The sequence below is a fragment of the Streptococcus sp. SPS1 genome, assembly GCF_030439915.1.
Taxonomy (GTDB): domain Bacteria; phylum Bacillota; class Bacilli; order Lactobacillales; family Streptococcaceae; genus Streptococcus.
This window is the reverse complement of sequence record NZ_JAQFJG010000005.1, coordinates 1-25,850: the sequence shown is the minus strand read 5'-3', so window position 1 is coordinate 25,850 and position 25,850 is coordinate 1. Positions and strand designations below refer to the sequence as shown.

Here is a 25,850-nt window from a genome sequence, read left to right as displayed (position 1 = left end):
TATGTTTATTTCCATCAGTGCTGGAATTGTGACATTTTTACTAACTTTAGTAGGAATTCCGGCCTTTATCAAATTTTATAGAAAGGCGCAAATTACAGGCCAGCAGATGCATGAGGATGTCAAACAGCATCAGGCAAAAGCTGGGACTCCTACAATGGGAGGTTTGGTTTTCTTAATTACTTCTGTTTTGGTTGCTTTCTTTTTCGCCCTATTTAGTAGCCAATTCAGCAATAATGTGGGAATGATTTTGTTTATCTTGGTCTTGTATGGCTTGGTCGGATTTTTAGATGACTTTCTCAAGGTCTTCCGTAAGATCAATGAGGGGCTAAATCCCAAGCAGAAATTGGCTCTTCAGCTTCTAGGTGGAGTTATCTTCTATCTTTTCTATGAGCGTGGGGGCGATATGCTTTCAGTATTTGGTTACCAAGTGCATCTAGGGATTTTCTATATTTTCTTCGCTCTTTTCTGGCTAGTCGGTTTTTCAAACGCAGTGAACTTGACAGATGGTATTGACGGTCTGGCTAGTATTTCCGTTGTGATTAGTTTGTCTGCCTATGGCGTTATTGCCTATGTGCAAGGTCAGATGGATATCCTTCTAGTGATTCTTGCCATGATTGGTGGTTTGCTCGGTTTCTTTGTCTTTAACCATAAGCCTGCTAAGGTCTTTATGGGAGATGTGGGAAGTTTAGCTCTTGGTGGAATGCTGGCAGCTATTTCAATGGCTCTCCACCAAGAATGGACTCTCTTGATTATCGGAATTGTGTATGTCTTTGAAACAACTTCGGTCATGATGCAAGTCAGCTATTTCAAACTGACAGGTGGTAAACGTATTTTCCGTATGACGCCTGTGCATCACCATTTTGAGCTTGGAGGATTGTCTGGTAAAGGAAATCCTTGGAGCGAGTGGAAGGTTGACTTCTTCTTTTGGGGAGTGGGACTTCTAGCAAGTCTCCTGACCCTAGCAATTTTGTATTTGATGTAAGAACGGCACCCTGATTTTTCAGGGTGTTTTTGCTTTTTAAAAAATATTGGTCAATTAAAGTCAAAATCCTTGACCTTTTCTGACTAATGTAGTATATTATGAACGTAAGGTAAATGAAAGCCTTACTAGAACGCTTATTTAAAGTAAAAAAGAAAGAGGTGGGTCTATGTTTCATCTAGAAATCTTTAGAAGTAAAGATAGTCTACTCCTGCTTGAAAAAGAAAAACCAGAAATAGTACGTAGAGTAGCGATTTAGCTAGTCTAAATTTTTTAAAACAAAGGTCAAAGATAGTCAATATCAGTAATAATAAATAACAAAAAGAGGTAAAGAATATGAACAACAACTTTAATAATTTTAACAACATGGATGATTTATTTAACCAATTGATGGGTGGTATGCGCGGATACAGTTCTGAAAATCGTCGTTACTTGATTAATGGACGTGAAGTCACACCTGAGGAATTTGCTCACTATCGTGCAACTGGTCAATTACCAGGAAATGTAGAAGTTGATGGCAAAATGCCACAACAGGCTTCAGGTATGAAACAAGATGGTGTCCTTGCTAAACTAGGGCGAAACTTGACAGCAGAAGCTCGCGAGGGCAAGCTGGATCCTGTTATCGGACGAAACAAGGAAATTCAAGAAACATCTGAGATCCTCTCACGTCGTACCAAGAACAATCCTGTTCTGGTCGGAGATGCAGGTGTTGGTAAGACAGCTGTTGTCGAAGGTCTTGCTCAAGCAATTGTGAACGGCGATGTTCCAGCTGCTATTAAGAATAAGGAAATTATTTCCATTGATATTTCAGGTCTTGAGGCTGGGACTCAATACCGTGGTAGTTTTGAAGAAAACGTTCAAAACTTAGTCAATGAAGTGAAAGAAGCAGGGAATATTATCCTCTTCTTTGATGAAATTCATCAAATTCTCGGTGCTGGATCTACTGGAGGTGACAGTGGTTCTAAAGGACTTGCGGATATTCTCAAGCCAGCCCTCTCTCGTGGGGAATTGACAGTGATTGGGGCAACGACTCAGGATGAATACCGTAACACCATCTTGAAGAATGCTGCTCTTGCTCGTCGTTTTAACGAAGTCAAGGTCAATGCTCCTTCAGCAGAGGATACATATAAAATTCTTCAAGGAATTCGTGACCTCTATCAACAACACCACAATGTCATCTTGCCAGACGAAGTTTTGAAAGCAGCGGTGGATTATTCTGTTCAGTATATTCCACAACGTAGCTTGCCAGATAAGGCTATCGACCTTGTCGATGTTACGGCGGCTCACTTGGCAGCTCAGCATCCTGTAACAGATGTGCATGCTGTTGAACGTGAAATTGAGGTAGAAAAAGACAAGCAAGAAAAAGCTGTTGAGTCAGAAGATTTTGAAGCAGCTCTAAACTATAAAACACGCATCGCAGAATTGGAAAAGAAAATCGAAAACCACACAGAAGATATGAAAGTGACTGCAAGTGTCAACGATGTGGCTGAATCTGTAGAACGAATGACCGGTATTCCAGTATCTCAAATGGGGGCTACGGACATCGAACGTTTGAAAGATATGGCTCATCGCTTGCAAGACAAGGTAATCGGTCAAGATAAGGCAGTTGAAGCTGTTTCTCGTGCTATCCGTCGTAACCGTGCTGGTTTTGATGAAGGTAATCGCCCAATCGGTAGTTTCCTCTTTGTAGGACCAACTGGGGTTGGTAAGACAGAGCTTGCTAAGCAATTGGCGCTAGATATGTTTGGAACCAAGGATGCGATCATCCGTTTGGATATGTCTGAATACAGTGACCGCACAGCTGTTTCTAAGCTAATTGGTACAACAGCAGGATATGTGGGTTATGATGACAATAGCAATACCTTAACAGAACGTGTTCGTCGCAATCCATACTCTATCATTCTCTTGGATGAAATTGAGAAGGCTGATCCTCAAGTCATTACCCTTCTCCTCCAAGTCTTGGATGATGGTCGTTTGACTGATGGTCAAGGAAATACCGTTAACTTTAAAAACACAGTCATTATCGCAACATCAAATGCTGGTTTTGGCTATGAAGCTAACTTGACAGAAGATGCGGACAAACCAGAATTGATGGACCGTTTGAAACCATTCTTCCGTCCAGAATTCCTCAACCGCTTTAATGCAGTTATCGAGTTCTCGCACTTGACGAAGGAAGACCTTTCTAAGATTGTGGATTTAATGTTGGCTGAAGTCAACCAAACCTTGGCTAAGAAAGACATTGACTTGGTAGTCAGTCAAGCAGCTAAGGACTATATCACAGAAGAAGGCTACGATGAAGTCATGGGGGTTCGTCCACTCCGTCGTGTGGTTGAACAACAAATCCGTGACAAAGTCACAGACTTCCACTTGGATAACCTTGATGCTAAACACCTAGAAGCTGACATGGAAGATGGTGTTTTGGTCATTCGTGAGAAATCCTAAGACAGAATTTTGAGAATAAAAAAGAAGGAGCCAGCTGAAAAAACTGGTTCCTTTTTTGTGTTTAAATCACATGACGCTCAAAGGCATCATCTGAAATCCCTTGTTCCAAGATGAGTTTTGCCCATTCTTTAGCAGAGAAGAGGCTGTGGTCCTTGTAGTTTCCGCAAGATTCGATGGTTGTCCCTGGGACATCTTCCCAAGTAGTAGTTTCAGCGATTTCCTTGAGCGAATCCTTGATAACAGCCGCGATTTCAGCACTGGTGTGACGCCCCCACATAATCATGTGGAAACCTGTGCGGCAACCAAATGGTGAACAGTCAATCATACCGTCAATGCGAGTACGGATGAGTTTGGCTAAGAGGTGCTCGATAGTGTGCAGACCAGCGGTAGGGATTGAGTCTTCATTGGGTTGTACTAAGCGAATGTCATAATTGGAGATGATGTCTCCTTTTGGCCCTGTTTCTTCCCCAATCAAGCGGACATAGGGTGCTTTAACAATAGTGTGGTCAAGTTCAAAACTTTCAACAATAACTTCTTTTGACATGGTAAATCCTTTCAGTTTTCTAATTTCATTATAACATAAAGCCGGCTCCTGAGACAGAGAGAAAACCTCTCCGAGGGTGGAGAGGTTGAAATCGTTACTTGCGATACAAGCGGTCGTATTGGTAGTAAGGGTCAAAGGTTACATTGATACCTAGTTTGCGAAGGACATTCTTGTCTTCATCGGTTAAGATGATGGTTGAGTGGGCTTCGCTTCCTTTGAGGTTGCCAAGTTCTTCCATAGCACGAGCAGCATCAGGATTTTCTGTAGCTGTGATAGCAAGTGCAATCAGGATTTCATTTGAATGAAGGCGTGGATTGCGGCTACCCAGATGATCAATTTTAAGACCTTGGATTGGCTTAACAACTTCAGGTTCGATTAGTTTTACTTCTTTAGCGATGTCAGCTGATTTCTTGATGGCGTTGATAAGAGCAGCGGCTGTAGGGCCAAAGAGTTCAGAGTTCTTACCTGTGACGATTTCCCCATTTGGTAATTCAAGGGCTAGAGCTGGTCCGTCAGTTTCTTCTGCTTTTTGACGGGCAACGACAGCAACCTTACGGTCTGTAGGTGTGATGCCGAGGTCGTTCATGAGCAACTCGATTTTCTTGACAGCAGATTCGCCCACTTTTTCGGCTTTGAAATCAAGAACAGTCTGATAGTAGCGACGGATGATTTCTTGTTTAGAGGCTTCAATGGCAGCCTCGTTATCTGTGATAGCGAAACCAACCATGTTGACACCCATGTCTGTTGGAGAAGCGTATGGAGACTCTCCTAGGATACGTTCCAACATACGTTTGAGCACTGGGAAAATCTCGATATCACGGTTGTAGTTGACAGTGGTTTCTCCATAGGTTTGAAGATGGAAAGGGTCAATCATGTTGACATCATCAAGGTCAGCTGTGGCAGCCTCGTAGGCCAAATTGACTGGGTGATGAAGGGGAAGATTCCAAACTGGGAAGGTTTCAAATTTAGCGTAGCCAGACTTGATACCATTGATTTGGTCGTGGTACATATTGGACATACAGGTTGCCAATTTTCCAGAACCAGGTCCAGGAGCGGTTACGACAATCAAGTTACGACTGGTTTTGATGTAGTCGTTTTTTCCCATACCTTCAGGAGAAATGATGTGATCCATATCCGTCGGATATCCTTTGATTGGATAATGAAGATAAGAATCAATTCCGTTTTTCTCAAGTTGGTTGCGGAAGGCATCTGCAGCGGGTTGACCAGCGTACTGTGTGATGACAACAGAGCCGACAAAAATCCCTAATTCATTGAATTTATCAATCAAGCGAAGAACTTCTTGGTCATAAGAAATGCCCAAGTCACCACGTGCTTTGGAATGCTCGATATTGCTAGCATTAATGGCAATTACAACTTCAACTTGCTCTTTCAATTCTTGTAAGAGCTTGATTTTGTTGTCAGGCTCATAGCCAGGAAGCACACGAGCAGCGTGGAAATCTTCTAGCATTTTGCCACCAAACTCCAAGTAGAGCTTGCCGTCAAATTGGTTAATGCGCTCTAAAATGTGGTCGCGCTGTAGATTCAAATATTGTTCAGAACTAAAAGCTTGTTTTTTCATTTTTTTACCTCTGACCTCTATTATAATAAAAAATTGGAAGTTAGGAAACTCTGGACTTAAAAAAGGAATCAAAAAGATTAGGCAAACGCTTGCACAAAATTCCAAAAAGCGCTATCATAGACTGTAGATTATGAAGATAATGAGGTAAGAAGATGCAAGAAAAATGGTGGCACAATGCCGTAGTTTATCAAGTTTATCCTAAGAGCTTTATGGATAGCAATGGAGATGGAATTGGCGACTTGCCAGGTATTACCAGTAAGTTAGACTATCTAGCCAAGCTGGGGATCACAGCGATTTGGCTTTCTCCTGTTTATGACAGCCCTATGGATGATAATGGCTACGATATTGCTGATTATCAAGCGATTGCAGCTATTTTCGGAACTATGGAGGACATGGACCAACTAATTGCGGAAGCTAAGAAACGTGATATTCGTATCATCATGGACTTGGTAGTCAATCATACCTCAGATGAACATGCTTGGTTTGTCGAGGCCTGTGAAAATCCTGATAGCCCTGAGCGAGATTACTATATTTGGCGGGATGAACCCAATGATTTGGATTCTATCTTTAGTGGTTCTGCTTGGAAATACGATGAAAAGTCAGGTCAATATTATCTCCACTTTTTCAGTAAGAAACAGCCCGATCTCAACTGGGAAAATGAAAAACTTCGTCAGAAAATTTATGAGATGATGAACTTCTGGATTGATAAAGGCATTGGTGGTTTCCGCATGGATGTCATTGACATGATTGGCAAAATTCCTGACGAGAAAGTAGTCAATAATGGTCCTATGCTCCATCCCTATCTCAAGGAGATGAATCAGGCGACCTTTGGAGATAAGGATCTCTTGACAGTAGGGGAGACTTGGGGAGCAACGCCTGAGATTGCTAAGCTCTACTCTGATCCAAAGGGGCAAGAATTGTCTATGGTTTTCCAGTTCGAACACATCGGTCTTCAGTATCAGGAAGGTCAGCCTAAATGGCACTATCAAAAAGAACTGAATATTACTAAGTTAAAAGAGATTTTCAACAAATGGCAGACAGAATTAGGAGTTGAGGAAGGCTGGAATTCGCTCTTCTGGAACAATCATGACCTTCCTCGTATCGTCTCAATCTGGGGAAATGACCAGGAATACCGCGAAAAATCTGCCAAAACCTTTGCGATTTTGCTTCATCTCATGAGAGGGACACCTTATATCTACCAAGGTGAGGAGATTGGGATGACCAACTATCCGTTTGAAACACTGGACCAAGTAGAAGATATTGAATCCCTCAACTATGCGCGTGAGGCTCTTGAAAAAGGTGTTCCGATTGAAGAAATCATGGACAGTATCCGTGTTATTGGACGTGACAATGCCCGCACCCCTATGCAATGGGACGAGAGCAAAAACGCCGGGTTCTCAACAGGTCAACCTTGGTTGGAGGTTAATCCAAACTATCAAACAATCAACGTTCAAGAAGCGCTGGCAAATCCAGATTCTATTTTCTATACCTATCAGAAACTGGTTCAAATCCGTAAGGAAAACAGCTGGCTGATTCGAGCTGACTTTGAATTGCTTGATACGGCTGATAAGGTCTTTGCCTATATCCGTAAGGATGGCGACCGTCGCTTCCTAGTCGTGGCTAACTTGTCCAATGAAGAGCAAGTCTTTGTAGTAGAAGGAAATGTCAAATCTGTCTTGATTGAAAACACCCTAGCTCAAGAAGTCTTTGAAAAACAAATCTTAGCTCCATGGGATGCTTTCTGTGTGGAATTGACTGACTAAAATGAGAGAGGTTGGGCAAAAACTCGACTTCAGGAGAAAATGAAGTAAATCTTCCCACAATAAAACGCATAGTACCAAGGTTTTCATTGTACTGACCTGATATTATGCGTTTTTTGTTTTAAAGACTTTTTTCCCAGCCTCTTTTTGCTAAAAGTTGTGTAAAAACTCTTTTAAAAACATTTGTTAGAATTTTCTAACAAATTCTACAAGAAGTCTTGCATTTATAAAAAAATAGGGTATAATAGTGAAAATACTATCTTAAAGGAGATTATTTATGCAATCGAAAAAGTGGCTCTTAGGAGCAGGAGTGACCTTGAGCACAGCTATTCTTTTAACAGCTTGTGGGAAAAGTGAAAAGAATGCAGATGCTCCCAAAACATTTTCTTATGTTTATGCTGTTGATCCATCATCCTTGGATTATAGCCTTACAAGTAAAAGTTCAACTTCTGACGTAATAGGTAATGTCGTCGACGGTCTTTTAGAGAATGATAAATATGGGAATCTCATTCCTTCTCTAGCAGAGGATTGGTCAGTTTCTAAAGATGGCTTGACTTACACTTACAAACTTCGTAAGGGGGTGAAGTGGTATACTTCTGAAGGAGAGGAGTATGCAGAAGTTAAGGCTCAGGATTTTGTTACAGGTCTGAAACATGCAGCAGATGGAAAGTCTGATGGTCTTTCTTTGGTTGAGAAATCCATCAAAGGATTAGAGGCTTATGTTAGTGGTGAGACAAACGACTTCTCAACTGTAGGTGTGAAGGCTCTTGATGATTATACGGTAGAATATACCCTTAATAACCCGGAAAGTTTTTGGAACTCTAAAGTAACCACAGCAACCATGCTTCCTGTAAATGAAGAATTTTTGAATGCAACAGGCAAGGATTACGGAGCGCCAACTCCAACAAGTATTCTTTACAATGGCCCATATTTTTTGAAATCTTTGATTTCTAAATCTGTGATTGAATATGAAAAAAATCCTAACTATTGGGATAAGGACAATGTCAAAATTGATAATGTTAAATTGACATTCTATGATGGTTCAGATCAAGAATCCTTAATTCGTAGCTTTACACAAGGTGCCTATACAACTGCTCGTCTCTTTCCAGCAAGCTCAAACTTTGAATCAACTAAAAAGGAATACGGTGATAAGATTGTCTATAGTCCACAAGAGGCAACAAGCTACTACCTCACTGTGAACGTAAACCGCCAGTCTTACAATAAAACAGCTAAAACAGATGAGTCACAAAAAACATCAACAAAAGAAGCTCTTCTCAATAAGAACTTCCGTCAGGCTCTTAATTTTGCATTTAATCGCCACGCCTATACAGCTCAATTAAACGGTGAAGAGGGTGCGGATAAGATTATTCGTAATAGTCTAGTGCCAGATAACTATGTTCAAGTAGCTGGGAAGACCTTCGGACAGTTGGCTCAGGATGAACTACTGAAATATGGAGAACAGTGGAAAGATGTGACTCTCACAGATGGTAAGGATACAATTTACAATCCAACAAAGGCTAAATCTGCATTTGAAAAAGCGAAGTCAGAATTGCAAGCTAAGGGAGTAAGTTTCCCGATTCATTTGGATGTGCCTGTTGAGCAAACTGATGTAGTTGCGGTTCAACAAACCAATTCGCTAAAACAATCAATTGAAGAAACGCTTGGAACGGAGAATGTCATTATAGATGTTCTTCAAATGACAGATAATGAGAAGGAAAGTATTACTTCTCAAGCTAAAGTTCCAACCCAAAAAGATTATGATTTGAACGGAACAGGTTGGGGACCAGATTACCAAGATCCAGCAACCTATCTCAATATTTTAGATGCTAAGAAGGGTTCTGCCTTGAAACATCTAGGTATAACAAAAGGCAAGGATCCTGAAGTTGTGGCGAAAGTTGGCTTGGATGAATACAAGAAGCTCTTGGATGATGCGGCTTCTGAGACAAGTAATCTTGATAAACGATATGAAAAGTATGCTAAAGCACAGGCTTGGGTTACTGATAGTTCACTTCTTATTCCAGTTGCTTCTTCAGGGGGCTCTCCTATGGTTAGTCGTACTGTTCCATTTACCAAAGCTTATTCACAGGTTGGTATTAAGGGGGATCCATTTATTTTTAAAGGAATGGAACTTCAAAATGATATTGTGACAACTAAAGAGTATGATGCGGCCTTCAAAAAGTGGCAAAAGGAAAAACTGGAATCGAATGCTCAGTATCAAAAGGATTTAGAAAAGCACATAAAATAATGTGAATGAGAATCTTGCTTTCGTTAGGTTATCAGTTAATTCATTGATATTTAAATGATAAATCGCATAAAAACAAGGGAGGACTGTATGAAAGGCAGAAATCCTTTGTTTTTTTATGACTAAAGTTTATAAACTTTCATTCTCAGAATTCAATTAACTTTACAAATTCCCACTATTTTGGTAAAATAAACTTATGTTATAAAAACTAACATAAAGGAGAAAGAAGATGAATACAAAAAAGCGTGTCCTCAGTGCAGGCCTGACTTTTGCGGCTGCTTTGCTTTTAGCTGCTTGCGGACAATCAGGTTCAGATACAAAAACTTACTCATCAACCTTTAGTGGAAATCCAACTACATTTAACTACTTGTTAGACTACTACGCTGATAATACAGCCATCATTACCAACCTAGTTGATGGCTTGCTTGAAAATGACAATTACGGGAATCTAGTTCCATCTTTGGCAGAAGACTGGTCTGTTTCAAGCGATGGTCTGACTTATACCTACAAATTGAGAAAAGATGCCAAATGGTTCACGGCTGACGGTGAAGAGTATGCCCCAGTCAAGGCACAAGATTTTGTGACAGGTATCAAGTACGCAGTGGATAATAAATCACAGGCCATTGACTTGATTCAAAACTCGATCAAGGGCTTGAATGATTATATTACAGGAGCGGATTCTGACTTTTCTAAGGTTGGAGTGAAAGCCATCGACGACTATACTGTTGAGTATACTTTGGCACGCCCAGAACCTTACTGGAACTCAAAAACAACCAATAGTATTCTTTTCCCAGTAAACGAAGAGTTTTTAAACTCAAAAGGCAAAGATTTTGGCACCCTATCTCCAGATAGCATTCTCTACAGTGGACCTTATTTGTTAAAAGATTTCACATCAAAATCATCTATCGAGTATGTGAAGAACCCGCATTACTATGATCATGACAAAGTATCGATTGAACACGTGAAATTGGCCTATTTTGATGGTTCAGACCAAGAATTGACCATCCGTAACTTTGAAAGTGGAGCTTATTCAATCGCTGGGGTTTATCCAAATAGTTCTAACTTCGCCAAGACCAAGGAGAAATATAAGGATAATATCGTCTATAGCTTGCAGGACAAGACTTCTTGGTATTTTAATTTCAACGTCAACCGTAAGGCATACAACCATACGTCTAAAACGACAGATGAGCAGAAGAAGTCAACTGAGACAGCTGTCTTGAACAAGAACTTCCGCCAAGCGGTGAACTTTGCCTTGGACCGCACAGCCTATTCTGCTCAGTCAAATGGGGAAGAAGCGGCTAGCAAGACCCTTCGTAACACCCTAGTGCCTCCTACATTTGTCCAAGTTGGAGACAAGACCTTTGGAGAAGTAGTTGCTTCTAAATTGGTCAACTATGGCACAGAATGGTCAGGTATTAACTTGGAAGATGCTCAGGATGCCTATTTCAACAAAGAAAAAGCCCAAGCAAAATTTGCGGAAGCTAAAAAAGAATTGGCAAGTCAAGGTGTGACTTTCCCTATTCACTTGGATGTGGCTGTTGATCAGACAAGTAAAAATGCTGTGACAGGCATGAACTCAGTTAAGCAGACCCTTGAGTCAGTTTTAGGTGCCGATAACATTGTCATTGATGTTCAACAACTTTCAACAGATGATTTTAATAACGTAGCCTTCTTGGCACCGACACCAGCTGATCGAGACTATGATTTGAACTTTGATGGTTGGGTAGGTGATTACCAAGATCCGTCAACCTATCTCAATCCTTTCAATGCAGAGGATGGGTTCTACCTCAAGATCTTTGGTCTAGATGCCCAGGAAGATAAAACTAAGATTGCTAGCTTGGGGCTTGATACTTACACCAAGATGCTCAAAGATGCAGATAGTGAAAATAAAGATGTAGCCAAACGCTATGAAAAATATGCTGAAGTACAGGCTTGGATGATTGACAATTCTCTGATTATGTCAGCCATGTCAAGTGGTGGTACAGCATCTGTAACCAAAGTAACGCCATTTACAAGAGGGTATTCATTGGTTGGTATCAAGGGTGATGGCAATAACTACAAGTACATGAAACTGCAAAAAGATACTGTGACAACCAAACAGTTTGAAGAAGCTAAAAGTAAATGGGAGCAAGAAAGCAAAAAAGCAATCGAAAAAGCCCAAAAAGAAGCAGAAAAGCATGTTAAATAGTTAGAAATAGCTTTTTCAAGGAGAATCATAAAGACAAACATCAGTTTTGGTGCTTGTCTTTTTAAATCCCTTGGCTATTGGAAACTGAGAAATGATTTGTTTTGTGCTAAAATAGATTGAAACTAAGATTCTCTCTTTTACTATAGTTAAGGAGATGTAAAGATAAATGATAAGGGAGAGACTATGTACGACTATCTAATCGTTGGTGCTGGTTTGTCGGGAGCAATTTTTGCTTATGAAGCAACCAAGCGTGGGAAAAAAGTAAAAGTTATTGATAAACGTGACCACATTGGTGGAAATATCTACTGTGAGAATGTAGAAGGGGTTAATGTTCATAAATACGGTGCTCATATCTTCCATACTTCTAATAAAAAAGTTTGGGATTATGTGAATCAATTTGCTGAATTTAACAACTACATCAACTCGCCTGTAGCTAATTACAAGGGTAGCCTTTATAATCTACCTTTCAATATGAATACTTTCTATGCTATGTGGGGTACAAAAACTCCTCAAGAGGTCAAAGATAAGATTGCTGAGCAAACGGCACATATGAAGGCTGTTGAACCTAAAAACTTGGAAGAACAGGCTATCAAGTTAATCGGTCCAGATATTTATGAAAAGTTGATTAAAGGATATACTGAAAAGCAATGGGGACGTTCTGCGACTGACCTTCCACCCTTTATCATCAAACGTCTACCAGTTCGTTTAACCTTTGATAATAACTACTTCAATGACCGTTACCAGGGTATTCCAATTGGCGGTTACAACGTCATCATCGAAAATATGCTCAAGGATGTTGAAGTAGAACTTGGAGTTGACTTTTTTGCCAATCGTGAGGAATTAGAAGTTTCTGCTGAAAAGGTTGTCTTTACAGGAATGATTGACCAATACTTCGATTATAAACATGGTGAGTTAGAATACCGTAGTCTTCGTTTTGAGCATGAAGTTCTTGATGAAGAAAACTATCAAGGAAATGCTGTTATCAACTATACAGAACGAGAAATTCCTTATACTCGCATTATTGAGCATAAACACTTTGAGTATGGTACACAAGCTAAAACGGTCATTACTCGTGAATACCCAGCTGATTGGAAACGTGGAGATGAGCCTTATTATCCAATCAATGATGAGAGAAACAATGCTATATTTGCCAAATATCAGGAAGAAGCGGCAACAAATGACAAGGTCATTTTCTGTGGACGTTTGGCTGACTATAAATACTATGACATGCATGTGGTCATCGAACGGGCTTTGGAAGTGGTCGCGGAAGAGTTGGGACAATAATGCAAGGATTCTGTCATTTTAGAATCTTTGCTGCTTAAGATTTTTAGAAGTAAGGTCAACAAGATTCTTTTCTGCTTATCAGAAGAGAACCTCTGTTGGCTTTTTTGGTATAAATGAACAATTTTATTTTTCAGAATATATCAAATATAACAAATAACTCTTAAAATTCAGAAAATTCTATTGACAGGACTTGAAAAAGAGTCTATAATGAATAAAAAAACAAAGGAGAATACTATGAAAACAAGAAAAGTATTGGCTCTTGCGGGAGTAACCTTATTAGCAGCTGGTGTTTTAGCTGCTTGTTCTGGGGGTTCAGGCGCTCAAGGTGAAAAAACCTTTGCCTTTACCTACGAGACACATCCAGATAATCTCAACTATTTGACAACTGGTAAGGCAGCAACTTCTGAGATTACTAGTAATGTGATCGATGGATTACTTGAAAATGATAAATACGGGAACCTTATTCCCTCAATGGCAGAAGACTGGTCGGTTTCTAAGGATGGCTTGACCTATACCTATAAAATTCGTAAAGACGCCAAGTGGTATACTGCAGAAGGTGAAGAGTATGCGCCTGTTAAGGCTCAGGACTTTGTGACAGGTCTTAAATATGCAACAGATAAGAAAGCGGAAGCCCTTTACTTGGTACAGGATTCAATCAAAGGTCTGGATGCCTATGCCAAAGGTGAAATCACAGACTTTGCTCAAGTCGGGATTAAAGCCATTGACGATCAGACAGTCCAATACACCTTGAACAAACCTGAAACTTTTTGGAATTCTAAAACAACCATGGGTGTGCTTGCGCCAGTCAATGAAGAGTTTTTGAATTCAAAAGGGGATGATTTTGCCAAAGCTACGGATCCAAGTAGTCTCTTGTATAACGGTCCTTATTTGTTGAAATCCATTGTGACTAAATCCTCTGTTGAATTTGCGAAGAATCCGAACTACTGGGATAAGGACAATGTGCATATTGACAAAGTTAAATTGTCATTCTGGGATGGGCAAGATACCAGCAAACCAGCAGAAAACTTTAAAGATGGTAGCCTTACAGCAGCTCGTCTTTATCCAACAAGTGCAAGTTTCGCAGAGCTCGAGAAGAGTATGAAAGACAATATTGTCTATACTCAACAAGACTCTACGACTTATCTAGTGGGAACAAATATTGATCGTCAATCTTATAAGCACACATCTAAGACTAGCGAAGAACAAAAGACATCTACTAAAAAGGCTCTCTTAAACAAGGATTTCCGTCAGGCTATTGCCTTTGGTTTTGACCGTACAGCTTATGCCTCTCAGTTGAATGGAGAAACTGGAGCAAGCAAAATCTTGCGCAATCTCTTTGTGCCACCAACATTTGTTCAAGCAGATGGGAAAAACTTTGGCGATATGGTCAAAGAAAAATTGGTGACTTATGGGGATGAATGGAAGGATGTGAACCTTGCCGATTCACAAGATGGTCTCTACAATCCAGAAAAAGCCAAGGCTGAATTTGCTAAAGCTAAATCAGCTTTACAAGCAGAAGGTGTGACATTCCCAATTCACCTAGATATGCCTGTTGATCAGACAGCAACTACAAAAGTTCAGCGCGTCCAATCTATGAAACAATCCTTGGAAGCAACTTTAGGAACTGATAATGTCGTTATTGATATCCAACAATTGCAAAAAGATGAATTGCTTAATGTAACTCTATTTGCTGAAAATGCTGCTGGCGAAGACTGGGATTTATCAGATAATGTCGGTTGGGGTCCAGACTTTGCCGATCCATCAACTTATCTCGATATTATCAAACCTTCTGTAGGAGAAAGTACTAAAACATATTTAGGATTTGACTCAGGGGAAGATAATGTAGCTGCTAAAAAAGTAGGTCTATATGACTACGAAAAATTGGTTACTGAGGCTGGTGATGAGGCTATAGACGTTGCTAAACGCTATGAAAAATATGCTGCTGCCCAAGCTTGGTTGACCGACAGTGCTTTGATCATCCCAACAACTTCTAAAACTGGTCGTCCAATCTTGTCTAAGATGGTACCATTTACAATACCATTTGCATTGTCAGGAAATAAAGGTACAAGTGACCCAGTCTTGTATAAATACCTTGAAATTCAAGACAAGGCAGTTACTGCAGATGAATACCAAAAAGCTCAAGAAAAATGGATGAAAGAAAAAGCAGAATCCAATAAAAAAGCGCAAGAAGAACTTGCCAAACATGTCAAATAAAACAAAAAGAGACTGAGCAAAAAGTCCTTAAAAGCAAAACGCATATTGTCAGGTGAAAGCCTTGATCGTATGCGTTTTATTGTGGGAAAATGTACTTGATTTCTGTATTTCATTTTGACAATGAAAAAATCCTGAGTTTAGAGTTCTCAGGATTTTTCGTTTACTGTTGTGGTTGTTGTTGGACTTGAGGAGTCTGTGGAGCTGGATTTTGATTGGCTCCTGGTGCATTTGGTGCTTGATTTTGACCATTAGTACTAGCATCAGGACTTGTTACTGGTGCTTGACTAGTAGAGCTTTCTGCACTTGTTGATGAGCTTTCGGTTGAAGATGATTGGGATGTCGTTTCAGTCCAAGTCGGTCTTGCTCCATTTTGGAAAACAAACTGCCCATTTCGATAGATGCCATCTGGCATATTCCAGTCCTCTGGATTGCTTCCTTCAGACAGGTAGGTCATCATAGAGCGGTAAACTTTAGCAGCGACCGTAAGGCCATCGCCTACAAGTGGTGTCAGACGGTTAGAATAGCCTGTCCATACAGCCATTGCATATTTGCGGGTATACCCTACAAACATTTCATCTGGAGCTACGTAACCAGTGTTCTTGATATACTTTTCAATTTCTTCGTCAGTATAGTTAGAAGTACCTGTTTTACCTGCTTGTGGAAGCCAAGGTAGGTAGGCTCCACGTCCGATTCCGTATACTAAGACAGTTTTCATCATGTCGGTCATCATATAGGCTGTCGTTTCCTTCATGGCACGAGTTCCGACATTAGAGAACTCTTTTTCACTCCCATCACTAAAGACGACTTTATGGATATACATTGGTTTATAGTAAGTTCCACCATTTGCAAAGGCAGCGTAAGCAGCAGCCATCTTTTCACTACTTGCTCCATATTTTTTGTCTGACTCGGTTGTGTTACTTGAAATGGCATTTGAGTAGTGAAGACTTGGGTAGTCGATTCCGAGACCATTTAGGAAAGTCTTGGCACGGTTGAGTCCGACCTTGTTTAGCGTTTCCACGGCTGGGACGTTTCGCGATTGTTGCAGGGCGTATTGCAAGGTGATGTTGCCAAAGTAGCCCCTATCCCAGTTATAAACAGGGGTATCTGTCCCAGGATAGTTATAGGGCTCATCGTGAACGATAGTAGCAGTTGAATCGTAGACACCGTATTCCAAGGCAGGAGCATAGTCTGTGATCGGTTTCATAGTTGATCCCCAGTCACGGTTGGTTTCAACGGCTTGGTTAATTCCGAAAGATACATTACTTGATTGGTGACGGGCGCCTAACTGAGCAATGACTTTACCATTTGTTACATCCACGATAGTGGAAGCTACTTGCAATTCATCGTCTGGATAGGCAACGTACTCGTCTGTGTTGTAAATATTCCACAGATGTTTTTGAGCTTCTTGGTCTACATTTGTGTAGACATCCATCCCAGTTGTGAGCAGGTTATAGCCTGTTTCTTCTTCAACTTGATTGATGACTTCCTTGAGGTAATTATCCATGTAAGCAGGGTAATTACTTGCTGATTTGAGACTTTGTAGTCCATCAGTAATTGGTGTATTGACTGCTTTCTCATACTGTTCAGCAGAGATGTAGCCTTGATTTTTCATTTCAGATAAGACCAAGTTTCGGCGGCCTTGGGCTTCTTCTGGATGTGAATAGGGGTCATATTGGTTTGGTGCCTGAGGCATTCCAGCCAGCAAGGCTAACTGAGGTAAACTTAAATTATTGAGGTCTTTACCATAGTAGTTTTGAGCTGCTGTCTGCATTCCATAGTTGCCATTAGACATGTAGACCTTATTTATATAGTAGGTCAAGATTTCTTGCTTGGTTGCTTTTTGTTCTAACTGAATCGCTAACCAAGCTTCCTGAGCCTTACGAGAAATAGTCTGGTCGGAAGTCGAGGTTGAAAAGTAAGTCAACTTAATCAACTGTTGGGTGAGAGTTGATCCACCTTGGAGGGAATTGCTTTGCAGATTGCGCAAGAAAGCTCCCAGGATACGGATGGTATCAATCCCCCTGTGGTCGAAGAAGCGATGGTCTTCGATAGAAACGATTGCCTTAACCAAATCTGTGGGAATATCATTAGCTTGGGCATTGACGCGGCGTTCAGAACCCAAGTCAGCAATGAGTTGATTTTTATTGTCGTAGATTTTACTAGAAGTTGTTGCAACTAGTTTACTCTCGGATAGGCTAGGAGCCTTGCTAACGTAGTAGAAAAAAACTCCTCCGCCTAAGACAATGGCTGCGATAACCAAGCTTAAGAAGCTAATGCTCAGATACTTGATTAGGCGCAGAATCGTTGGTTTGTTCATCTTGTTTTACCACCTAATAAATGTTCTTTGATAACATTGAGATAAGGAATTTGAGGGAAGGCACCAGCCTTGATTTCATATCCATATTCTCGAATATATCCAAGTGGCATTGATTTTTGTCCCTTATCTTGATGATAGAAGCGAATCAAATCGAATGCCGGCAATAAGTAGGTTTCTTGCTGAGAAGAAAAGTGAAGAAGGACAAAGCAGATTCCTTGTTGGGCAAGGACTTGTTCCATATGCTGAATCTGATGTGGATGAAAATTTTTCATCGGAATCGCACGTTTTTGTTTTGTTTCCTTGGCTTCAAAGTCGATGTAATATCCATTATAAACGCCAGAATAGTCCGTCGTTGAAGCTTGTCGAAAATAGGCTTCAACAATCTTGGCACGACTTCGCTGTGGATAGTCCACTCGTACAATTTGAATAGGGGTTGGTTTCTTGTGTATAACAGCCAAGCCCTGAGACAAATAGTAGTCGTTGGTAGCATTGATCATCTTTTCAAAAGACATTCCTCGATTTGCGAAATTTTTGGGTTGAGAAAGAGATGTTTGTCTTTTTTGTGATGAAAGTTTATGTGGATAGTTGACCATAATTCTCCTTATTGGTACAATAACATCACTCTATTATACCATAAATTTGCACAGAAAGGGTTAAAAATGGCTACAGCTTTGGTTTTAGGCTATTCTGCTTTTGATTTAGGTTTGTTTTCTGACAAGGATCCTCGTCTTAAATTGATTAAAAAAGCGATACGTAAAGATTTAGAGGCAATGGCAGCAGATGGGGTGTCTTGGCTTGTATTTACAGGGACTTTGGGCTTTGAATATTGGGTTTTAGAGGTTGCTCAGGAGATGAAAACCGAGTACGGTTTCCAGTTGGCGACCATTTTTGCTTTTGAAACCCATGGGGAAAATTGGAATGAAAGCAATCAGATGAAACTGAGCCGCTTTAAGCAGGTAGACTTTGTCAAATATGCCTATCCTCGCTATGAACACAAGGGGCAGTTAAGAGATTACCAGCAGTTTTTACTGGAAAATACGAACAGTTCCTATCTTTTTTATGATGAAGAAAATGAAACGAAACTAGCTTATTTTTACCAAAAGATGAAAAATCAAGAGGACTATTTTATAAAGAGATTAACATTTGATCAATTAAATGAACTGGCTGAAAATTTTTCCGAAAATTGAAGCTTTGACCTTGATTTTTGTTTGCCTTTTTTTATATAATAATACTAGCAAGCGAGAATGGAGAGAGACATGGCAAGTATTATTTTTTCAGCGAAAGATATTTTTGAACAAGAGTTTGGACGTGAAGTCCGTGGGTATAGCAAGGTAGAAGTTGATGAGTTTTTAGACGATGTCATCAAGGATTATGAAACCTATGCTGCCTTGGTCAAGTCACTTCGTCAGGAGATTGCGGATTTGAAGGAAGAATTAACTCGTAAACCGCAAGTGAGTTCGGCTCCAAGTCCTAGTCACCCAGATCCAATTGATGTGGCTGCTTCATCTTCTATGACGAATTTTGATATTTTGAAACGCTTGAATCGTCTTGAAAAAGAAGTATTCGGTAAACAAATTTTAGACAATACTGATTTGTAATTCAGGTCTTGTTACATGCAATTTTTGGATAATCGCGTGAGGAGAATTGCTTCTCATGAGGAAAGTCCATGCTAGCACAGGCTGTGATGCCTGTAGTGTTTGTGCTAGGCGAAACCATAAGCCTAGGGACGAGAAATCGTTACGGCAGTTGAAATGGCTAAGTCCTTGGATAGGTCAGAGTAGGCTTGAAAGTGCCACAGTGACGGAGTCTTTCTGGAAACAGAGAGAGTGGAACGCGGTAAACCCCTCAAGCTAGCAACCCAAATTTTGGTCGGGGCATGGAGTACGCGGAAACGAACGTAGTATTCTGACTGCTATCAGCTAGAGCTGTTAGTGGTAGACAGATGATTATCGAAGGAAGTGGTCCTAGTCACTTCTGGAACAAAACATGGCTTATAGAAAATTGCATATAGGTTGGGGCTGAGAAATTTTCTCAACCTCATTTTTTAAAGTGGACATATAGAAAGGTCTTGCAAGACTGTAACATGAAAAAAGAATTTAATTTAATTGCAACTGTGGCAGCAGGTCTTGAAGCTGTTGTAGGACGAGAAGTGCGAGAGTTGGGCTACGATTGTCAGGTTGAAAATGGTCGTGTTCGTTTTCAAGGAGACGTGAGAGCTATTATCGAAACCAACCTCTGGCTTCGGGCAGCAGATCGTATCAAGATCATCGTAGGAACGTTCCCAGCTAAGACTTTTGAGGAACTGTTTCAGGGAGTTTTCGCTTTAGATTGGGAAAATTATTTACCACTTGGAGCTCGGTTCCCGATTTCAAAAGCCAAATGTGTTAAATCTAAACTTCACAATGAACCCAGTGTTCAGGCTATTTCTAAGAAAGCTGTTGTCAAGAAATTACAGAAACACTATGCTCGCCCAGAAGGGGTTCCTCTGATGGAGAATGGCCCAGAGTTTAAGATTGAGGTCTCTATTCTCAAAGATGTGGCAACTGTCATGATTGATACGACAGGCTCCAGTCTCTTTAAACGTGGCTATCGTACCGAAAAAGGCGGCGCTCCTATCAAGGAAAACATGGCGGCAGCCATTTTACAACTTTCTAACTGGTATCCAGACAAGCCTTTGATTGATCCGACCTGTGGTTCGGGGACTTTCTGTATCGAGGCTGTCATGATTGCCAGAAAGATGGCGCCTGGTCTTCGTCGCTCTTTTGCATTTGAGGAATGGAACTGGATTAGCAATCGCTTGATTCAGGAAGTGCGCACAGAAGCAGCTAAGAAAGTGGATCGTGAGCTGGAACTGGATATCATGGGCTGTGATATCGATGCTCGCATGGTAGAAATTGCTAAAGCTAATGCTCAGGCAGCTGGTGTTGCAGGGGATATTACCTTTAAGCAGATGCGCGTGCAGGATTTACGTTCTTATAAAATCAATGGTGTAATCATTTCCAATCCGCCTTATGGTGAACGCTTGTCAGATGATGCAGGGGTGACCAAGCTCTATGCTGAGATGGGTCAGGTATTTGCACCACTGAAAACTTGGAGCAAATTTATCCTGACTAGTGATGAAGCCTTTGAAAGCAAGTATGGTAGCCAAGCAGATAAGAAGCGTAAGTTATACAACGGAACCTTGAAAGTGGATCTGTATCAATATTTTGGTCAGCGTGTCAAACGGCAAGAGGTAAAATAGAAAGGGATACTCATGAGTAAAAAAAGACGAAATCGTCATAAAAAAGAAAACCAAGAACCGCAATTTGATTTTGATGAAGCAAAAGAATTAACAGTTGGTCAAGCTATTCGTAAAAATGAGGAAGTGGAAGCAGGAGTCTTGCCTGAAGATTCCATTTTGGACAAGTATGTCAAGCAACATAAAGATGAAATCGAAGCAGATAAGTTTGCGACTCGCCAATACAAAAAAGAGGAGTTAGTTGAAACTCAGAGTCTGGATGATTTAATTCAAGAGATGCGTGAGGCTGTAGAAGAGTCAGAAGCTTCTTCGGAGGAAGTTCCATCTTCTGAAGACATCTTACCTCCCTTGCCTCTGGATGATGAGGAGCAAGGCTTGGATCCTCTATTGCTAGAGGATGAAAATCCAACAGAAATGACTGAAGAAGTGGAAGAGGAGCAAAACCTTTCTCGTTTGGAACAAGAAGGCTTAGAAAAGAAAAGCAAAAAAGGCTTTGTTTTAACCGCTTTGGCTCTTGTATCAGTAATTATCTGTGTCAGTGCTTATTATGTCTATCGTCAAGTGAATCGCTCGACCAAGGAAATTGAAACTTCTCAATCAACTACAGCCAATCAATCGGATGTGGATGATTTTAATACACTTTATGACGCCTTCTACACAGACAACAATAAAACAGCTTTGAAAAATAGCCAGTTTGATAAACTAAGTCAACTCAAGACCTTACTTGATAAGCTGGAAGGTAGTCGTGAACATACGCTTGCCAAATCGAAGTATGATAGTCTAGCAACGCAAATCAAGGCCATTCAAGATGTCAATGCACAATTTGAAAAACCAGCTATTGTGGATGGTGTCTTGGATACCAATGCCAAAGCCAAATCGGATGCTAAATTTACAGATATTAAAACTGGAAATACGGAGCTTGATAAAGTGCTAGATAAGGCTATCAGCCTTGGTAAGAGCCAGCAAACAAGTACTTCTAGCTCAAGTTCAAGTCAAACTAGTAGCTCAAGCTCTAGTCAAGCAAGCTCAAATACGACTAGTGAGACAAGCCCAAGTAGTTCAAATGCTGCCTCAAATGAAACTAGAAGTTCTCGCAGTGAAGTCAATATGGGTCTCTCGAGTGCAGGGGTTGCTGTTCAAAGAAGTGCTAGTCGTGTTGCCTATAATCAGTCTGCTATTGATGATAGTAACAACTCTGCCTGGGATTTTGCGGATGGTGTCTTGGAACAAATTCTAGCGACTTCACGTTCGCGTGGCTATATCACTGGAGACCAATATATCCTTGAACGTGTCAATATCGTTAACGGCAATGGTTATTATAATCTCTACAAGCCAGATGGAACCTATCTCTTTACCCTTAACTGTAAGACAGGCTACTTTGTCGGAAATGGCGCTGGTCATGCGGATGACTTGGACTACTAAGCAGTCGTTACAAAATTCTTTCTTTTCAAAAGTAAAAATGATAAAATAAAACAAATCAAACAAGAGGAGTGTCAAATGACAAAAGCTAACTTTGGTGTCGTAGGTATGGCCGTAATGGGTCGTAACCTTGCCCTTAATATTGAATCTCGTGGTTACACAGTTGCTATCTACAACCGTAGTAAAGAAAAAACGGAAGATGTAATTGCTTGCCATCCTGAAAAGAACTTTGTGCCAAGCTATGATGTTGAAAGTTTTGTAAACTCAATCGAAAAACCTCGTCGTATCATGCTTATGGTTCAAGCTGGACCTGGTACAGATGCTACTATCCAAGCCCTTCTTCCACACCTTGACAAGGGTGATATCTTGATTGACGGAGGAAACACTTTCTACAAAGATACAATCCGTCGTAATGAAGAATTGGCAAACTCAGGTATCAACTTTATCGGTACTGGGGTTTCTGGTGGTGAAAAAGGTGCCCTTGAAGGTCCTTCTATCATGCCTGGTGGACAAAAAGAGGCCTACGAATTGGTTGCAGATGTTCTTGAAGAAATCTCAGCTAAAGCACCAGAAGATGGCAAACCATGTGTGACTTACATCGGTCCTGATGGAGCTGGTCACTATGTGAAAATGGTTCACAACGGTATCGAGTATGGTGATATGCAATTGATCGCAGAAAGTTATGACTTGATGCAACACTTGTTAGGCCTTTCTGCAGAAGATATGGCTGAAATCTTTACTGAGTGGAACAAGGGTGAATTGGACAGCTACTTGATCGAAATCACAGCTGATATCTTGAGCCGTAAAGACGATGAAGGCCAAGATGGACCAATCGTAGACTACATCCTTGATGCTGCAGGTAACAAGGGAACTGGTAAATGGACTAGTCAATCATCACTTGACCTTGGTGTGCCATTGTCACTGATTACTGAGTCAGTATTTGCACGTTACATTTCAACTTACAAAGAAGAACGTGTGCATGCTAGCAAGGTTCTTCCAAAACCAGTTGCCTTCAAATTTGAAGGAGACAAGGCTGAGTTGATTGAAAAGATTCGTCAAGCCCTTTACTTCTCAAAAATCATTTCATATGCACAAGGTTTTGCTCAATTGCGTGTAGCTTCTAAAGAAAACAACTGGAACTTGCCATTTGCAGACATCGCATCTATCTGGCGTGATGGCTGTATCATCCGTTCTCGTTTCTTGCAAAAGATTACAGATGCTTACAACCGTGATGCAGACCTTGCTAACCTTCTTTTGGATGAGTACTTCTTGGATGTTACTGCTAAGTACCAACAAGCAGTGCGTGACATCGTAGCTCTTGCTGTTCAAGCTGGTGTACCAGTGCCAACTTTCTCAGCAGCTATTACTTACTTTGATAGCTACCGTTCAGCTGACCTTCCAGCTAACTTGATTCAAGCGCAACGTGATTACTTTGGTGCCCACACTTACCAACGTAAAGACAAAGAAGGAACATTCCACTACTCTTGGTATGACGAAAAATAAGTAGGTCTGCCATGGGGAAACGGATTTTATTACTTGAGAAAGAACGAAATCTAGCTCATTTTTTAAGTTTGGAACTCCAAAAAGAGCAATACCGAGTTGATCAGGTTGAGGAGGGGCAAAAAGCCCTCTCCATGGCTCTTCAGACAGACTATGACTTGATTTTATTGAATGCTCGTCTGGGGGATATGACAGCCCAGGATTTTGCAGACAAGCTGAGTCGGACTAAGCCAGCTTCGGTCATCATGGTCTTGGACCATCGTGAAGAATTGCAAGATCAGATTGAGACAATCCAACGCTTTGCCGTTTCTTACATCTATAAGCCAGTTATTATTGAGAATCTGGTAGCTCGTATTTCAGCGATTTTCCGAGGTCGGGACTTCATCGACCAACACTGTAGTCAGATGAAGGTTCCAACGTCTTATCGCAATCTGCGTATGGATGTAGAACATCATACCGTTTATCGTGGCGAAGAGATGATTGCTCTGACCCGTCGTGAGTATGACCTTTTGGCTACTCTTATGGGAAGCAAGAAAGTTCTGACTCGTGAGCAGTTGTTGGAAAGTGTCTGGAAGTATGAAAGTGCAACCGAAACGAATATCGTGGATGTCTATATCCGTTATCTACGTAGCAAGCTTGATGTAAAAGGTCAAAAAAGCTACATTAAAACCGTGCGTGGTGTCGGTTACACCATGCAAGAATAGAAAGCAGTTGCAGTTATGTAACTGCTTTTTTTGAGAGATTTCTACATATTGACATACAATTAGAACTTTGCTACAATCATACTCAATGAAAATCAAAGAGCAAACTAGGAAACTAGCCGCAGGCTGTACTTGAGTACGGCAAGGCGACGATGACGTGGTTTGAATTTGATTTTCGAAGAGTATCAGTTATGGAGGATAGGTCTAATGAAAACAATAAAAAAATTGATGCAAATTGCATTAGCAGTCTTTTTCTTCGGTTTGCTAGCGACAAATACTGTATTTTCGGATACCACAGGTGGCCAATTTGTTGATAAGAATAATAGAAAATATTATGTTAAAGATAACCATAAAGCAATCTATTGGCATAAAATAGACGGTAAAACCTACTATTTTGGTGATAAAGGAGAAATGGTAGTTGGTTGGCAATACATTCCAATGCCAGTTAAAGGATATACAATTGGTCCTTATCCTAATGGTATAAGATTAGAAGGTTCCCCAATGCCAGAATGGTACTACTTTGACAAAAATGGAGTGCTACAAGAGTTTGTTGGCAAGCAAGTTTTAGAAGCAAAAACTGCTACAAACACCAACAAACATCATGGGGAACAATATGATACCCCAGACGAAAAACGTGTTTATTATTTTGAAGATCAGCGTAGCTATCACACTTTAAAAACTGGTTGGATTTATGACGAGGGTCATTGGTATTATTTACAAAAGAGTGGTGGCTTCGATGCTCGTATCGACAGTTTAACGGTTGGGGAGCTAGTGCGTGGTTGGACAAATGATAACTCAACTTGGTACTATCTGGATCCAACAAGTGCTGCAATGCAAACTGGTTGGCAATATCTTGGTAACAAGTGGTACTATCTCCGTTCATCGGGGGCCATGGCGACGGGTTGGTATCAGGAAGGCTCAACTTGGTACTACTTAGACCAGCAAAATGGTGATATGAAAACAGGTTGGCAAAACCTTGGTAACAAGTGGTACTATCTCCGTTCATCAGGAGCCATGGCGACAGGCTGGTTCCAGGTCAATGGAAAATGGTGCTATGCTTACAGCTCAGGTGCTTTGGTAGTGAATACGACTGTAGATGGTTATTCTGTTAATTATAATGGCGAATGGGTTCGATAAATAATGATAGTATTTTGTAATTTGAGATAAATTTTAAGTAAGAGTGCAGCTTCACGAAGTGATACTGGATAAAAAGTTTTTAAAATCAGAAAACCGCATATTATCAGGCGTCAAAAAAATTGGCAAAAACTTGATAATATGCGGTTTATTGTGGAAAGATTTACTTATTTTTAACGAAAGGTAAATTCCCAAACTAACTTCCACCGCTAATCCAAGTGGAAGTTAGTCTGATAAAAATCGTAAAAACCAGTGGAAATCCGTGTCAGGGTAAGTTCCGCTGGTTTTAATCATGCTTGATTTCATCGC

Annotated in this window: 18 protein-coding genes and 1 other RNA gene; 15 read left to right on the top strand and 4 right to left on the bottom strand. The window is 40.6% G+C overall.

The window, feature by feature from the left end; genetic code table 11:
* Position 1 precedes the first annotated feature (1 nt).
* Complete coding sequence (gene mraY, locus PCY12_RS05045; RefSeq protein ID WP_301351885.1) at positions 2 to 982, top strand: phospho-N-acetylmuramoyl-pentapeptide-transferase; 981 nt, start codon at positions 2 to 4, stop codon at positions 980 to 982.
* Between the two features lie 333 nt (positions 983 to 1,315).
* The gene (locus PCY12_RS05040) at positions 1,316 to 3,421 is read left to right on the top strand and encodes an ATP-dependent Clp protease ATP-binding subunit (RefSeq protein ID WP_301351884.1); all 2,106 of its coding nucleotides are present in this window, start codon (positions 1,316 to 1,318) and stop codon (positions 3,419 to 3,421) included.
* Between the two features lie 61 nt (positions 3,422 to 3,482).
* On the opposite strand, the gene PCY12_RS05035 is transcribed toward PCY12_RS05040, so the two are convergent.
* Positions 3,483 to 3,965, bottom strand: a complete 483-nt coding sequence (locus PCY12_RS05035) for an S-ribosylhomocysteine lyase (RefSeq protein WP_000032547.1) — start codon at positions 3,963 to 3,965, stop codon at positions 3,483 to 3,485.
* Between the two features lie 94 nt (positions 3,966 to 4,059).
* The gene (locus PCY12_RS05030; protein ID WP_050259728.1) at positions 4,060 to 5,544 is read right to left on the bottom strand and encodes a DUF1846 domain-containing protein; all 1,485 of its coding nucleotides are present in this window, start codon (positions 5,542 to 5,544) and stop codon (positions 4,060 to 4,062) included.
* Positions 5,545 to 5,696: 152 nt separating this feature from the next.
* Between PCY12_RS05030 and PCY12_RS05025 the strand changes: the two genes are divergently transcribed.
* From PCY12_RS05025 to PCY12_RS05005, 5 genes are all read left to right on the top strand, one after another.
* Entirely contained in the window at positions 5,697 to 7,307 is a 1,611-nt protein-coding gene (locus tag PCY12_RS05025) for an alpha-glucosidase (protein WP_301351882.1), read from the top strand.
* A gap of 274 nt (positions 7,308 to 7,581) precedes the next feature.
* Complete coding sequence (locus PCY12_RS05020; RefSeq protein WP_301351880.1) at positions 7,582 to 9,549, top strand: peptide ABC transporter substrate-binding protein; 1,968 nt, start codon at positions 7,582 to 7,584, stop codon at positions 9,547 to 9,549.
* 226 nt (positions 9,550 to 9,775) lie between these two features.
* Positions 9,776 to 11,734: a peptide ABC transporter substrate-binding protein gene (locus PCY12_RS05015; RefSeq protein WP_301351878.1), complete on the top strand. Its 1,959-nt coding sequence runs from the start codon at positions 9,776 to 9,778 to the stop codon at positions 11,732 to 11,734.
* A gap of 183 nt (positions 11,735 to 11,917) precedes the next feature.
* Positions 11,918 to 13,018, top strand: a complete 1,101-nt coding sequence (gene glf / locus PCY12_RS05010) for a UDP-galactopyranose mutase (protein WP_301351876.1) — start codon at positions 11,918 to 11,920, stop codon at positions 13,016 to 13,018.
* A 234-nt stretch (positions 13,019 to 13,252) separates the two neighbouring features.
* Positions 13,253 to 15,232 (top strand): peptide ABC transporter substrate-binding protein, encoded by a 1,980-nt coding sequence (locus PCY12_RS05005; protein ID WP_301351874.1) that lies wholly within the window; start codon positions 13,253 to 13,255, stop codon positions 15,230 to 15,232.
* 160 nt (positions 15,233 to 15,392) lie between these two features.
* On the opposite strand, the gene pbp1a is transcribed toward PCY12_RS05005, so the two are convergent.
* Both pbp1a and recU read right to left on the bottom strand, forming a co-directional pair.
* Positions 15,393 to 17,549 carry a penicillin-binding protein PBP1A gene (pbp1a, locus tag PCY12_RS05000; protein WP_301351873.1) on the bottom strand — a complete coding sequence of 719 codons (2,157 nt, stop codon included), beginning with the start codon at positions 17,547 to 17,549 and terminating at the stop codon, positions 15,393 to 15,395.
* Positions 17,546 to 18,142, bottom strand: coding sequence for a Holliday junction resolvase RecU (gene recU, locus PCY12_RS04995; protein WP_000248777.1), 597 nt, complete (start codon positions 18,140 to 18,142; stop codon positions 17,546 to 17,548). Before recU ends, pbp1a begins: the two co-directional genes overlap by 4 nt.
* Before the next feature lie 66 nt (positions 18,143 to 18,208).
* Between recU and PCY12_RS04990 the strand changes: the two genes are divergently transcribed.
* From PCY12_RS04990 to PCY12_RS04955, 8 genes are all read left to right on the top strand, one after another.
* A complete protein-coding gene (locus tag PCY12_RS04990; RefSeq protein ID WP_050271159.1) occupies positions 18,209 to 18,736 on the top strand; it encodes a DUF1273 domain-containing protein in 528 nt (175 codons plus the stop codon).
* Positions 18,737 to 18,805: 69 nt separating this feature from the next.
* Positions 18,806 to 19,147 (top strand): cell division regulator GpsB, encoded by a 342-nt coding sequence (gene gpsB, locus PCY12_RS04985; RefSeq protein WP_000146532.1) that lies wholly within the window; start codon positions 18,806 to 18,808, stop codon positions 19,145 to 19,147.
* Positions 19,148 to 19,167: 20 nt separating this feature from the next.
* An RNA gene (rnpB, locus tag PCY12_RS04980) (RNase P RNA component class B) lies at positions 19,168 to 19,548 on the top strand.
* An 84-nt stretch (positions 19,549 to 19,632) separates the two neighbouring features.
* A complete protein-coding gene (locus PCY12_RS04975) occupies positions 19,633 to 20,790 on the top strand; it encodes a class I SAM-dependent RNA methyltransferase (protein ID WP_050390419.1) in 1,158 nt (385 codons plus the stop codon).
* A 12-nt stretch (positions 20,791 to 20,802) separates the two neighbouring features.
* Positions 20,803 to 22,209, top strand: coding sequence for a mid-cell-anchored protein MapZ (gene mapZ / locus PCY12_RS04970; RefSeq protein WP_301351872.1), 1,407 nt, complete (start codon positions 20,803 to 20,805; stop codon positions 22,207 to 22,209).
* 75 nt (positions 22,210 to 22,284) lie between these two features.
* Positions 22,285 to 23,709, top strand: a complete 1,425-nt coding sequence (gene gndA, locus PCY12_RS04965) for an NADP-dependent phosphogluconate dehydrogenase (RefSeq protein WP_000158787.1) — start codon at positions 22,285 to 22,287, stop codon at positions 23,707 to 23,709.
* An 11-nt stretch (positions 23,710 to 23,720) separates the two neighbouring features.
* Complete coding sequence (locus PCY12_RS04960) at positions 23,721 to 24,410, top strand: response regulator transcription factor (protein ID WP_033689345.1); 690 nt, start codon at positions 23,721 to 23,723, stop codon at positions 24,408 to 24,410.
* A 204-nt stretch (positions 24,411 to 24,614) separates the two neighbouring features.
* A complete protein-coding gene (locus PCY12_RS04955) occupies positions 24,615 to 25,544 on the top strand; it encodes an N-acetylmuramoyl-L-alanine amidase family protein (protein WP_301351871.1) in 930 nt (309 codons plus the stop codon).
* Positions 25,545 to 25,850 lie beyond the last annotated feature (306 nt).

What these genes read in the sequence shown, in the direction of transcription:
- mraY (WP_301351885.1), top strand. Translation starts at nt 2, where the DNA reads ATGTTTATTTCCATCAGTGCTGGAATTGTGACATTTTTACTAACTTTA.
- PCY12_RS05040 (WP_301351884.1), top strand. Translation starts at nt 1,316, where the DNA reads ATGAACAACAACTTTAATAATTTTAACAACATGGATGATTTATTTAAC.
- PCY12_RS05035 (WP_000032547.1), bottom strand. Translation starts at nt 3,965, where the DNA reads ATGTCAAAAGAAGTTATTGTTGAAAGTTTTGAACTTGACCACACTATT.
- PCY12_RS05030 (WP_050259728.1), bottom strand. Translation starts at nt 5,544, where the DNA reads ATGAAAAAACAAGCTTTTAGTTCTGAACAATATTTGAATCTACAGCGC.
- PCY12_RS05025 (WP_301351882.1), top strand. Translation starts at nt 5,697, where the DNA reads ATGCAAGAAAAATGGTGGCACAATGCCGTAGTTTATCAAGTTTATCCT.
- PCY12_RS05020 (WP_301351880.1), top strand. Translation starts at nt 7,582, where the DNA reads ATGCAATCGAAAAAGTGGCTCTTAGGAGCAGGAGTGACCTTGAGCACA.
- PCY12_RS05015 (WP_301351878.1), top strand. Translation starts at nt 9,776, where the DNA reads ATGAATACAAAAAAGCGTGTCCTCAGTGCAGGCCTGACTTTTGCGGCT.
- glf (WP_301351876.1), top strand. Translation starts at nt 11,918, where the DNA reads ATGTACGACTATCTAATCGTTGGTGCTGGTTTGTCGGGAGCAATTTTT.
- PCY12_RS05005 (WP_301351874.1), top strand. Translation starts at nt 13,253, where the DNA reads ATGAAAACAAGAAAAGTATTGGCTCTTGCGGGAGTAACCTTATTAGCA.
- pbp1a (WP_301351873.1), bottom strand. Translation starts at nt 17,549, where the DNA reads ATGAACAAACCAACGATTCTGCGCCTAATCAAGTATCTGAGCATTAGC.
- recU (WP_000248777.1), bottom strand. Translation starts at nt 18,142, where the DNA reads ATGGTCAACTATCCACATAAACTTTCATCACAAAAAAGACAAACATCT.
- PCY12_RS04990 (WP_050271159.1), top strand. Translation starts at nt 18,209, where the DNA reads ATGGCTACAGCTTTGGTTTTAGGCTATTCTGCTTTTGATTTAGGTTTG.
- gpsB (WP_000146532.1), top strand. Translation starts at nt 18,806, where the DNA reads ATGGCAAGTATTATTTTTTCAGCGAAAGATATTTTTGAACAAGAGTTT.
- PCY12_RS04975 (WP_050390419.1), top strand. Translation starts at nt 19,633, where the DNA reads ATGAAAAAAGAATTTAATTTAATTGCAACTGTGGCAGCAGGTCTTGAA.
- mapZ (WP_301351872.1), top strand. Translation starts at nt 20,803, where the DNA reads ATGAGTAAAAAAAGACGAAATCGTCATAAAAAAGAAAACCAAGAACCG.
- gndA (WP_000158787.1), top strand. Translation starts at nt 22,285, where the DNA reads ATGACAAAAGCTAACTTTGGTGTCGTAGGTATGGCCGTAATGGGTCGT.
- PCY12_RS04960 (WP_033689345.1), top strand. Translation starts at nt 23,721, where the DNA reads ATGGGGAAACGGATTTTATTACTTGAGAAAGAACGAAATCTAGCTCAT.
- PCY12_RS04955 (WP_301351871.1), top strand. Translation starts at nt 24,615, where the DNA reads ATGAAAACAATAAAAAAATTGATGCAAATTGCATTAGCAGTCTTTTTC.